The organism is Rhodosalinus sediminis (assembly GCF_003385555.1).
Lineage (GTDB): Bacteria > Pseudomonadota > Alphaproteobacteria > Rhodobacterales > Rhodobacteraceae > Rhodosalinus > Rhodosalinus sediminis.
The window spans coordinates 1-310 of the sequence record NZ_QOHR01000120.1 but is presented as its reverse complement, the minus strand read 5'-3'; the positions used below and the strand labels follow the sequence as shown (position 1 = coordinate 310).

At 71.0% G+C, this 310-nt stretch carries 1 protein-coding gene; it reads left to right on the top strand.

The window, feature by feature from the left end; translation table 11 throughout:
• Positions 1-310, top strand: a 310-nt coding sequence (locus tag DRV84_RS15360; RefSeq protein ID WP_115982168.1) for an NlpC/P60 family protein, incomplete at both ends; no start/stop codon positions are given.

Here is a 310-nt window from a genome sequence, read left to right as displayed (position 1 = left end):
TGCGACTGCCTCGGGCTCGCGCGGGGCGTCTGGCGCGAGGTCGTCGGCCCCGAGCCGTTCCGAATCCCGCACTACAGCCGGGACTGGGGCGAGACCGGCCCGCGCGAGGTTCTAGCCGAGGGCGCCCGCGCCATGATGATCGAGGTGGAACCGGCGGCAGCCGGTCCAGGCGCGCTGATCCTTTTCTGCATGAAGCCCCGCGCCATCGCGAAGCATGTCGGGATCCTGACCGGGCCCGACAGCTTCCTTCACGCCTACGAGCGGCTCGGCGTGATCGAGGAACCGCTCACTCCATCCTGGCGGCGGCGCA